This is a genomic window from Cytobacillus gottheilii, assembly GCF_001636345.1.
GTDB lineage: Bacteria > Bacillota > Bacilli > Bacillales > Cytobacillaceae > Cytobacillus > Cytobacillus gottheilii.
In genome coordinates this window covers 1-10,000 of record NZ_KV440945.1, presented here as the reverse complement: position 1 = coordinate 10,000, position 10,000 = coordinate 1, and the positions used below count along the sequence as shown (strand labels likewise).

Sequence of the window (10,000 nt, the reverse complement as noted above, 5' to 3'; positions counted from 1 at the left end):
AAAATAGAGAACACCTATATTGTTTTTGTTCAAACAGAAGAAAGGTTTCTTGATATTCCTTATCATAGGTGTAGGGTAGGACTAAACCATTTAGCCTTTCATGCCAGCTCACATGAACATGTAGATGAATTAACAAGGAGACTAAAGGATAAGGGGATTAAAATCCTCTATAATAATCAACACCCATATGCGGGAGGGAAAGACCATTATGCTGTGTATTTCGAAGATCCTGACAGAATTAAGGTTGAACTTGTCGCTCCATAGAGCTATTGGCAAAGCACATCACCAATCGGAGGGGAGATATAGATGAGAAAGGTTGAGGTTTCTCCCTATAATCCAGATTGGAATATATTATTTGAGAAAGAGGCGGAAAAAATCAAGCTGATCTTTGGACGAGAACTACTGGCCATTCATCATATTGGCAGCACAGCAGTAGAAGGATTAAGTGCCAAGCCTGTCATAGACATTATGCCAATTGTACATAACGTATACAGAGTGGATGCTCATAATGAAGCAATGATCTCGCTTGGATATGAACCAAAAGGAGAGAATGGAATTAGAGATAGACGTTATTTCCAAAAGGGAGGAAATGACCGCACACATCACATTCATATTTACCAGGAAGGCAGTATAGATATAGCACGGCATATCGCCTTTCGTGACTACTTGCGTAATCATCCAAAGATAAAAGAACTATATGGAGAATTAAAAATGCAATTGGCATCTATATATCCATATGATATCGACGCTTACATAAAGGGTAAGGAACCCCTTGTAAAACAAATCGAACAAAAAGCATTACAGTGGACAAACCTAACCAATGGATAATGTTTCAAATGAGCTAAATGCTGCTCTTTCCTCTTATGACCGCATATATATACATAATTTTGTTGAGTTGAGTCATTTCTTTGAAAGCGGTTAAAATAAAGGAGTTACATATATTATAAGGGGGATCGCTGATGAGAAAGCTCAAGATAATTGGAATGCCTATGGACTTAGGACAAATGAGACGTGGTGTGGATATGGGTCCGAGTGCCATTCGCTATGCAGGGGTATATGAACGCTTACAGAACCTATTTGATGAAATTATAGATGAAGGTGATATTCCTGTCGGCCGGCCGCAAGTTGAAGTAGATCCAGAATCAAATCTTAGAAACCTGCCTTTAATAGCGGAAAAAACAGAATTACTTGCAGAGAAAGTAGATCAAGCCATTTCAACCGGTTCCTTTCCACTCGTGCTTGGCGGAGATCATAGCATTGCCATCGGCACATTGGCAGGTATATCGAAGCATTATAAAAATCTGGGTGTTATTTGGTACGATGCACATGGAGATCTGAATACATCTGAAACATCACCAAGCGGAAATATTCATGGCATGCCTCTAGCTGTGAGCATGGGGATCGGCCACGAGCTATTAGTGAATGTAGGGAACTATGCACCGAAAGTGAAGCCGGAGCATATTGTCCTCATCGGTGCACGAGCTTTAGATGATGGTGAAAAAGAACTTATTAAAGAAAAAGGCATTAAAGTTTTCACAATGCATGAAATTGATCTGATGGGGATGGCAAAAGTAATGGAGGAAACCATCGAATATTTAAAAGATAAAACAGATGGTGTGCATCTTTCATTAGATTTAGATGGCCTCGATCCAAATGATGCACCAGGTGTAGGCACACCAGTCATTGGCGGGATTAGCTACCGGGAAAGTCATTTGGCCATGGAACTCTTAGCAGAATCAAAACTCGTAACTTCAGCTGAATTTGTGGAAGTTAACCCTATATTAGATGAAAAGAATAAAACAGCGACTCTAGCAGTTGCATTAATGGGCTCTCTACTTGGAGAAAAATTACTATAACAGCATAATAAGCAGATAATAGAACAAAAGTGATTTCTTTGTTGAAGTCACTTTTTTATTTAGAAAGGACTTCATATATTCTCAAACAGTCTTAAAAACAAAAAAAGCTATTGGAAGTAACCAAATAGCTGAATTCAAGTAATAGGTTTATTTGTTTTTTGATTGAATCATATTGTATTCATTCAGAAGCTGATCCAATTTTACGCTTGTCCGAATCACTTCCTCGCTTGATAGTGAAGTGGTTGCTGCAAGGTGAACCATTTCACGACGATGGAATTCAATGTCATTTAATAAGGCATCTACACACATAAAACCATTCCTTTTAGTGTAATTTACTACTTTTATACCCTCAGAGGAAATTTTTTAAACCACTTGAGTAAAAATTTGTTAATATAGAGATTGAAGAATTTAAAAAAAGTGAAACCTTTTCCGCTATCGATTCGTAATATCGTATAGCCGCACTAGAGCGGAGGTAAATAAATGGAGACAATCGTAAAGAAAAGGATCAAGCAGGTCATAAAGGGAGACCAGGACGCTTATGCAGAAGTGGTGGAAATGTATAAGGATAAGGTCTTTCATGTATGCTTTCGGATGTTAGGCAATAGACATGAGGCGGAAGATATTGCACAGGAAGCATTCCTAAGAGCATATGTTAATATTACGAGCTTTAATATCGAGCTAAAGTTTTCAACGTGGTTATATAGAATCGCGACAAACCTTTGTATAGACCGGATCCGCAAGAAAAAGCCAGATTATTATTTAGATGCAGAAGTAGCAGGTACGGATGGCCTAAACATGTACTCACAAATTGCCTCGGATTCGAGACTTCCTGAGGAAGAGGTTCAAAGTCTTGAACTGCAGGAAACCATTCAAAGAGAAATTTCTAAGTTGCCAGAGAAATACCGCTCTGTTATCGTATTAAAGTACATTGAGGAATTATCCCTAAATGAAATCAGTGAAATATTAAATCTGCCGCTTGGAACAGTTAAAACAAGAATCCACCGAGGCAGGGAAGCTTTAAGAAATCAATTACGATACCTTTAAAAAGAGGGTGAGAACTTTGAAATGCCAAGAAGAAATCGTCGTATATATGCATGAGTATTTAGATGATGAGATCTCAGCCGAACAGGAAAAAGAATTAAGAGAACATCTGCAGCAATGCCCAGATTGCCAGACGCACTTTCATGAATTAAAAAGAACCATTGCCCTTGTGCAAAGTTCTTCACATATACAAGCACCATCAGATTTCACCGCAAGTGTGATGGTGAGACTGCCAAAAGAAAAAAAGAAGGTGGGCATGCAGCGCTGGTTAAGGCATCATCCGCTTTTAACTGCAGCAAGTCTCTTTATTGTCTTAATGACAGGCAGTTTACTTTCATCCTGGAATGATGATCCGCATCTTTCTGTATCAAAACAGCCCAATCTTGTAATCGAAAATGACACAGTTATTGTTCCAGCAGGTGAAGTTGTAAAGGGAGATGTTGTTGTTAAAAATGGCAATCTCAAAATTGATGGACAGGTTGAGGGCAGTGTAACAGTAATTAATGGTGAAAATTATCAGGCTTCAGCTGGCCATGTAACAGGTGAAATTGAAGAAGTGAATGAACTGTTCGACTGGATGTGGTATCACATTAAAAATACGGCTGAGGAAGTTATGAATATTTTCGGTGAGACAGAAACCGTTAAAACTCAATAAAGCAAGTGGAGACCGCCTCCTCTTGCTTTTTTATTTTCTGTTTTATTAAATGAGCATCATGGAAGGAAATTTCATATATATGCTAGAAGTAAGTGGAGTCCATCCCTGTGGCTAAAAGAAGTTTCGATGCAAAAAGGATAAAAAGTGAATAACAGCTGATGGAGATTGCATGGAACTTTGCCGCATAATTGCTGGAAAGGGTAAGATAAAGGAAAATCAACTGAAAATTGGATTTACACTGAAATATGATATAATATGAAAGTTACATATAACCAATGGCCTTAGAGTAAATATTGGCTTTTGGAATGTTTTTAACTATAAAGTCCATAAAAATTCAGTTTTAAAACGGGATTACTTTGGAACTTTCTACTATAGATCTGGAGGAAGAGCAATGTCGTTTTTGGATTTCTCGTTTGCAGATTTCTCTTTATTTAGATTATTATCGAACACAATTGATATTCTCCTTGTATGGTTTGTTATATATAAACTGATTATGATTGTAAAAGGTACAAAGGCTGTACAGCTTGTAAAGGGGATTTTTGTGATCTTGCTTGTTAAGATCATTAGTGATCAATTCCATTTACAGACGCTTGGATGGATGATGGAGCAAGTGCTGCTTTGGGGGTTCCTGGCTATCGCAATCATTTTCCAGCCAGAGCTGAGAAGAGCACTAGAACAGCTTGGACGCGGGCGATTCTTCTCTAGAAGCGGGCATCAGGAAGAGGAAGAGCAGGAAAAATTAATTGAAGCAATTGCCAAAGCAGTTGATTACATGGCCAAACGGAGAATTGGTGCTCTGATCTCACTTGAACGGGAGACAGGCATGGGGGATTATATTGAGACAGGTATACAGCTTCATTCAAAGATTTCCTCTGAGCTGCTGATTAATATCTTTATTCCAAACACTCCGCTGCATGATGGAGCAGTAATATTACAAAAGAATCAAGTTGCCGCTGCAGCCTGCTACTTGCCGCTCTCAGAGAGCCCCTTTATTTCAAAGGAGCTGGGTACAAGACATAGAGCAGCCCTTGGCATCAGTGAGGTGACCGACAGTATAACCATTGTCGTATCAGAGGAAACGGGCAGTGTGTCCGTCACTAAAAATGGCGAGCTGCACCGAGAACTCAAATCAGATCAATTTAAAGAAATGCTCACTAAAGAGCTTCTTTCTCAATCTGCTAAGCAAACTTCTTCCGCTCGATGGAATTGGAGGGGAAAGAAAAATGGATAAGTTTATTGATAAGCTCATCGATACTAGCTGGTTTATGAAAGTATTTGCGTTGATTCTTGCTTTGCTTCTGTTCGACTCACAATATGATCCTGATAAGGATGTCAGCGAAATGAATGTCCCGAGTGAGCATGATTCAGAGGTACTCGAAGATATTCCAGTGAAAAGCTACTACGATACTGAAAATTTAGTTGTAACCGGAGTGCCGGACACCGTCACTGTTACAGTCTCTGGCCCTCGCGCAAATTTGCAGCAGGTAATCGTGCAGCAGGATTTTGAAGTTTATGTTGATCTCACGGAAGCTGAGATTGGCACACAAAATGTTCCGCTGCAGATCAGTGACATATCCGAGAGACTTGAAGTTACCATTGAACCTGGAAGTGCAGAAGTAACTGTACAAGAGAAAGTATCAGAGGATTATCAGGTTGAAGCTGAGTTTAACCAAAACTTGCTTGGAGAAGGGTTCACAGCTGAGCAGCCTGTTGTAGAACCTAATACCGTTACTATTACGGGGGGCAAAGATGTTGTTGATCGTATTGCTTATGTAAAAGCAACGATGAATAATTTAGAAGGTCCTATTACAGAAACTGTAACAGAGGCAGCAAGTGTAAGTGTGTTCGACCGGGATATGAATAAGTTAAATGTCGTGGTTGAACCTGCTGAAATTGAGGTCACGATTCCTGTTGAGCAGCTTGCGAAAACGGTGCCTATTCAAGTGGTACAAGAAGGAAGCCCTGCCAGCGGTTATGTGATTGATTCCATAACACTTGATGTGGACGAGGCTACTATTTCAGGAAGCGAGACTGTACTTAGTGAAACAGAGAATGTCCGAGTTGAAGTAGATGTGAGCGGCCTGGAAGAGGATACAGAACAAACCTTGCCAGTGATCATATCAGATGGCATCACTGAAGTGGACCCAGAACAGGTAACTGTTCGAATCGGAGTTTCCGCTGTTAACACAGGCGAAGATGAAGGCAATGATAGTGGCGAAGAAACGCAGGATCAAGATCAGGCACAAAATACAGAGGAAACAAGAACCTTGGTTAATCTGCCCATACAGCTTTCAGGTTTGGGTGAAAACTATAATGCAAGATTCCAAACACCTGCAAATGGGAATACAAGCCTTACGGTTCGAGGACCAAGAAATGAAATACAGGGACTTGCTTCAAATGACTTTGATTTAATGTTAAATTTGGAGGATTTAGAGGAAGGGGATCATGAAGTCGAGATTAATGTAAACGGTCCCCCTAATCTGAACTGGAGTTTAGCTGTTGAAACGGCTACCATAACAATTTCACAAAAAGAAGCTTAAAATAAGGAGCGATTTTTTCATGGGTAAATATTTCGGTACTGACGGAGTGCGAGGAGTTGCAAATAGTGAGTTAACACCGGAGCTGGCGTTTAAATTAGGACGCTTTGGCGGCTATGTTCTAACGAGAAATCAAGACAGGCCAAAAGTTCTGATTGGGCGTGATACACGCATTTCCGGACATATGCTGGAAGGAGCCTTGGTAGCTGGCCTTTTATCAATTGGAGCTGAAGTGATGCGTTTAGGTGTTATTTCAACACCAGGAGTTGCTTATTTAACAAAAGCTCTTGGAGCAGAAGCAGGAGTGATGATCTCAGCTTCTCATAATCCAGTTGCAGATAACGGCATTAAATTTTTCGGGCCAGACGGCTTTAAGCTTTCTGATGAACAGGAAAATGAAATTGAGTCACTCATGGATCAGCCTGAGGACAGCTTGCCCCGTCCTGTAGGAGGAGACCTTGGTCAGGTAAATGACTATTTCGAAGGCGGCCAAAAGTACCTGCAATATTTAAAGCAAACAGTAGACGAAGATTTCTCAGGCATACATATTGCTCTAGACTGTGCGCACGGTGCAACCTCACCGCTTGCAACACATTTATTTGCGGATTTGGATGCAGATCTCTCCATGATGGGAGCATCGCCAAATGGGCTTAATATTAATGAAGGTGTCGGCTCTACACATCCAGAAGCACTTGCTGCCTTCGTAAAAGAGAAAAACGCCGATGTTGGTCTTGCTTTTGATGGAGATGGAGATCGTCTAATTGCCATTGATGAAAATGGTGATATCGTGGATGGCGACCAAATCATGTATATTTGCGCTAAATACATGAAGGAGCAGGGCAGACTGAAACAGGGAACGGTTGTATCAACAGTTATGAGTAATCTGGGCTTCTATAAGGGCTTAGAGGAGCATGGCATTCAAAGCGTGCAAACAGCTGTTGGTGATCGTTATGTAGTTGAAGAAATGAAAAAGAACGGCTATAACCTGGGCGGCGAGCAATCTGGTCATATTATTTTCCTTGATTATATTACGACTGGTGATGGTCTGCTTTCCGGACTTCAGCTTGTAAATATCATGAAGATGACGGAGAAGCCGCTATCCGAACTTGCGAATGAAATGAAGAAGTTTCCGCAAAAGCTTGTCAACATTCGAGTAACAGACAAGCATCATGTTACAGATAATGAAAAAGTAAGTGCAGTGATCTCTGAAGTTGAGAAAGAAATGAATGGAGATGGCCGCATCCTAGTTCGCCCTTCTGGCACAGAGCCGCTTGTGCGCGTTATGGCAGAGGCTCCAACAAAAGAACAATGTGATTCTTATGTAGAAAGAATAGCGGAAGTTGTTCGGGCAGAAATGGGTTTAAAAGAAGAATAGATATTCAAATAGGATATGCATGGGGGAACATTTTACTTCCTCCATGCATATTTTTATATGGTCAGTCATTTTAAAAGAAGTGAACAGAATGCTCTTTCAGAAAAATCCAATTGTGAAAAATTGTTCATTCTTTAGGTTATTGATTGACGAACTTTACTATTTACGGTATGATAATCCTGTTTTTGTAAGCGGTTTGGCTGCAAAAACGAATTTAAAGAAGGAGGAAAGGAATGGAATATTTACAAATAAAAAGCGCCTGGACTAATCCGCGGACGGTCATGGATTAGTTGACGAGGAGGAGGTTTATCGAATTTTCGGCGGATACCTCCCGGTTGATAGCAAAACCGAAATTTCTTCTTTAAAACATTAAGGCAACTTGATGCACAAAGAGAAGAGAATGCTAAATAAAAATGAGCAGAAAGCCATAAACTAACAGAAAGAATGCTGAGAATGGCTATGCTTTTATACGGACTCTTTTAAAGGTCCGACATCATACAACCAAAAATAAAAAATTACAGAGATAAGGGGCAAGTATGCCCTATTTATAAGGCTTCTTGCCCCTTCACTAGGAGGAAAAGAAGTATGTGTGGTATCGTTGGATTTATCGGTAATAATGACTCAAAGGAAATTTTACTAAAAGGCTTAGAAAAGCTTGAATATAGAGGCTACGATTCAGCAGGAATCGCGGTTATGAACGAAGATGGTGTTCAAGTTTTCAAAGAAAAAGGCCGTATTGCAGATTTGCGCTCAATTGTTGAAGAAGATGTTCTTGCAAATACAGGAATCGGGCATACTCGCTGGGCAACACATGGTGTACCAAGCACAGTTAACGCTCACCCGCACCAAAGCACAACAAGCCGCTATACACTTGTTCATAATGGCGTTATTGAAAACTATGACCTTTTAAAGCGTGAATATCTTCAAGGTGTAGCGTTAGAGAGTGACACAGATACTGAAATTATCGTTCAGCTGATTGATCTATTTGCCAAAGAAGGCTTAAGCACGGAAGAGGCTTTCCGCAAAACACTTGGACTTTTAAAAGGCTCTTACGCAATCGCTCTATTGGATGAAGAAAACAAAGAAACGATCTTTGTTGCTAAAAATAAAAGCCCGCTGTTAGTTGGACTTGGTGAAGATTTCAATGTTGTTGCTTCAGATGCTATGGCAATGCTGCAGGTGACAAACCAGTATGTAGAGCTTATGGATAAAGAGATTGTTATTGTTCAAAAGGATCAAGTAACAATCCAAAACATGAACGGCGAAACAATCAGCCGCGACCCATATACAGCTGAATTGGATGCAAGTGATATTGAAAAAGGCACTTATCCGCACTATATGCTAAAAGAAATCGATGAGCAGCCGCTTGTGACACGTAAAATTATTCAAGCGTATCAAAACGATTCAGGCAACCTGACGATTGATGAAGAAATCATTTCTGCTGTAAATGATGCTGATCGTATTTATATCGTTGCAGCTGGTACTTCTTATCATGCAGGCCTTGTTGGAAAGCAATTTATTGAAAAGTTAGCGAAAATTCCTGTAGAAGTGCATATTGCGAGTGAGTTTGGCTACAACATGCCAATTCTATCTGAAAAGCCATTGTTCATCTTTATTTCTCAAAGCGGAGAAACAGCAGACAGCCGCGCAGTGCTTGTAAACGTAACGAAGCTTGGCTACAAAACGCTGACAGTAACTAACGTACCAGGATCAACCTTATCTCGTGAAGCGGATTATACTTTGCTTTTGCACGCAGGTCCAGAAATCGCAGTTGCTTCCACAAAGGCATATACTGCACAGCTTGCGGTATTAGCGATTTTAGCGGAGGTAGCCGGCGCAAGCAAAGGCTTCAAGCATGAATTTGATTTAGTGCAAGAGCTGGGTATTGTCGCAAACGGCATGGAAGTGCTTTGCGATGCGAAGGAAGAGTTCGAAGATATTGCGCGCAGCTTCCTTTCGACAACACGCAACGCTTTCTTCATCGGCCGCGGCATCGATTACTACGTTGGTCTGGAAGGCTCACTGAAGCTTAAAGAAATCTCTTATATCCAAGCAGAAGGCTTTGCTGGCGGTGAACTTAAGCACGGAACGATTGCCCTAATTGAGAACGGCACGCCAATCATTGCTCTTGCTACACAAGAAAGTGTAAACCTAAGCATTCGCGGCAATGTAAAAGAAGTTGTAGCCCGCGGTGCAAACCCATGCATCATCTCGATGAAGGGTCTTGAAATGGATGGAGATACATTCATCATCCCAGAAGTGCACGAACTATTAACATCACTTATCTCTGTTATCCCGCTGCAGCTAATTGCTTACTACGCAGCTCTTCACCGCGACTGTGACGTTGATAAGCCAAGAAACCTGGCGAAGTCGGTTACGGTTGAGTAAGAGTTGGGATTGAATAAACAAAAGTGTCTCAAAATTTTATAACCGTTCCTTAAACAAAAATAACGTACTTTAAATAAAAATAAGATTCCAAGACCGAAGGTTTCCTGATCCGATTCAGCAGACCTTCGGTCTTTTTTTGCTTGAAAAAGAA

10 protein-coding genes (1 of these 10 cut by a window edge) are annotated in these 10,000 nt (G+C 40.5%); 9 read left to right on the top strand and 1 reads right to left on the bottom strand.

All coding sequences use genetic code 11. The features are described from left to right. The 3 genes from A6754_RS00050 to rocF form a co-directional block, all read left to right on the top strand. Positions 1 to 264, top strand: the 3' portion of a protein-coding gene (locus A6754_RS00050) for a VOC family protein (protein WP_066441436.1). It extends 132 nt beyond the left edge of the window; only the last 264 of its 396 coding nucleotides appear in the window; the start codon falls outside the window, past its left edge; it ends in the stop codon at positions 262 to 264. Between the two features lie 42 nt (positions 265 to 306). Further along, the gene (locus A6754_RS00045; RefSeq protein WP_066441431.1) at positions 307 to 828 is read left to right on the top strand and encodes a GrpB family protein; all 522 of its coding nucleotides are present in this window, start codon (positions 307 to 309) and stop codon (positions 826 to 828) included. 131 nt (positions 829 to 959) lie between these two features. Next, complete coding sequence (gene rocF, locus A6754_RS00040) at positions 960 to 1,856, top strand: arginase (protein ID WP_066441428.1); 897 nt, start codon at positions 960 to 962, stop codon at positions 1,854 to 1,856. Positions 1,857 to 2,003: 147 nt separating this feature from the next. Here rocF and A6754_RS22215 read toward each other — a convergent pair whose 3' ends face one another. Further along, positions 2,004 to 2,165 (bottom strand): aspartyl-phosphate phosphatase Spo0E family protein, encoded by a 162-nt coding sequence (locus A6754_RS22215; protein WP_082851568.1) that lies wholly within the window; start codon positions 2,163 to 2,165, stop codon positions 2,004 to 2,006. 171 nt (positions 2,166 to 2,336) lie between these two features. Between A6754_RS22215 and sigW the strand changes: the two genes are divergently transcribed. The 6 genes from sigW (at position 2,337) to glmS (ending at position 9,849) form a co-directional block, all read left to right on the top strand. Beyond that, positions 2,337 to 2,900 (top strand): RNA polymerase sigma factor SigW, encoded by a 564-nt coding sequence (sigW, locus tag A6754_RS00035; RefSeq protein WP_066441425.1) that lies wholly within the window; start codon positions 2,337 to 2,339, stop codon positions 2,898 to 2,900. Between the two features lie 16 nt (positions 2,901 to 2,916). Beyond that, positions 2,917 to 3,552 carry an anti-sigma factor family protein gene (locus tag A6754_RS00030; RefSeq protein ID WP_066441423.1) on the top strand — a complete coding sequence of 212 codons (636 nt, stop codon included), beginning with the start codon at positions 2,917 to 2,919 and terminating at the stop codon, positions 3,550 to 3,552. A gap of 391 nt (positions 3,553 to 3,943) precedes the next feature. Beyond that, on the top strand, positions 3,944 to 4,783 hold the full coding sequence (cdaA, locus tag A6754_RS00025; RefSeq protein WP_066441420.1) for a diadenylate cyclase CdaA: 840 nt from the start codon (positions 3,944 to 3,946) through the stop codon (positions 4,781 to 4,783). Continuing rightward, on the top strand, positions 4,776 to 6,092 hold the full coding sequence (locus A6754_RS00020) for a CdaR family protein (RefSeq protein ID WP_066441418.1): 1,317 nt from the start codon (positions 4,776 to 4,778) through the stop codon (positions 6,090 to 6,092). Before cdaA ends, A6754_RS00020 begins: the two co-directional genes overlap by 8 nt. A gap of 19 nt (positions 6,093 to 6,111) precedes the next feature. Further along, the gene (glmM, locus tag A6754_RS00015) at positions 6,112 to 7,464 is read left to right on the top strand and encodes a phosphoglucosamine mutase (RefSeq protein WP_066441415.1); all 1,353 of its coding nucleotides are present in this window, start codon (positions 6,112 to 6,114) and stop codon (positions 7,462 to 7,464) included. 582 nt (positions 7,465 to 8,046) lie between these two features. Further along, complete coding sequence (gene glmS / locus A6754_RS00005; protein ID WP_066441409.1) at positions 8,047 to 9,849, top strand: glutamine--fructose-6-phosphate transaminase (isomerizing); 1,803 nt, start codon at positions 8,047 to 8,049, stop codon at positions 9,847 to 9,849. The last annotated feature ends 151 nt before the right edge of the window (positions 9,850 to 10,000 follow it).

What these genes read in the sequence shown, in the direction of transcription:
- glmM (WP_066441415.1), top strand. Translation starts at nt 6,112, where the DNA reads ATGGGTAAATATTTCGGTACTGACGGAGTGCGAGGAGTTGCAAATAGT.
- A6754_RS00020 (WP_066441418.1), top strand. Translation starts at nt 4,776, where the DNA reads ATGGATAAGTTTATTGATAAGCTCATCGATACTAGCTGGTTTATGAAA.
- rocF (WP_066441428.1), top strand. Translation starts at nt 960, where the DNA reads ATGAGAAAGCTCAAGATAATTGGAATGCCTATGGACTTAGGACAAATG.
- glmS (WP_066441409.1), top strand. Translation starts at nt 8,047, where the DNA reads ATGTGTGGTATCGTTGGATTTATCGGTAATAATGACTCAAAGGAAATT.
- sigW (WP_066441425.1), top strand. Translation starts at nt 2,337, where the DNA reads ATGGAGACAATCGTAAAGAAAAGGATCAAGCAGGTCATAAAGGGAGAC.
- A6754_RS22215 (WP_082851568.1), bottom strand. Translation starts at nt 2,165, where the DNA reads ATGTGTGTAGATGCCTTATTAAATGACATTGAATTCCATCGTCGTGAA.
- cdaA (WP_066441420.1), top strand. Translation starts at nt 3,944, where the DNA reads ATGTCGTTTTTGGATTTCTCGTTTGCAGATTTCTCTTTATTTAGATTA.
- A6754_RS00045 (WP_066441431.1), top strand. Translation starts at nt 307, where the DNA reads ATGAGAAAGGTTGAGGTTTCTCCCTATAATCCAGATTGGAATATATTA.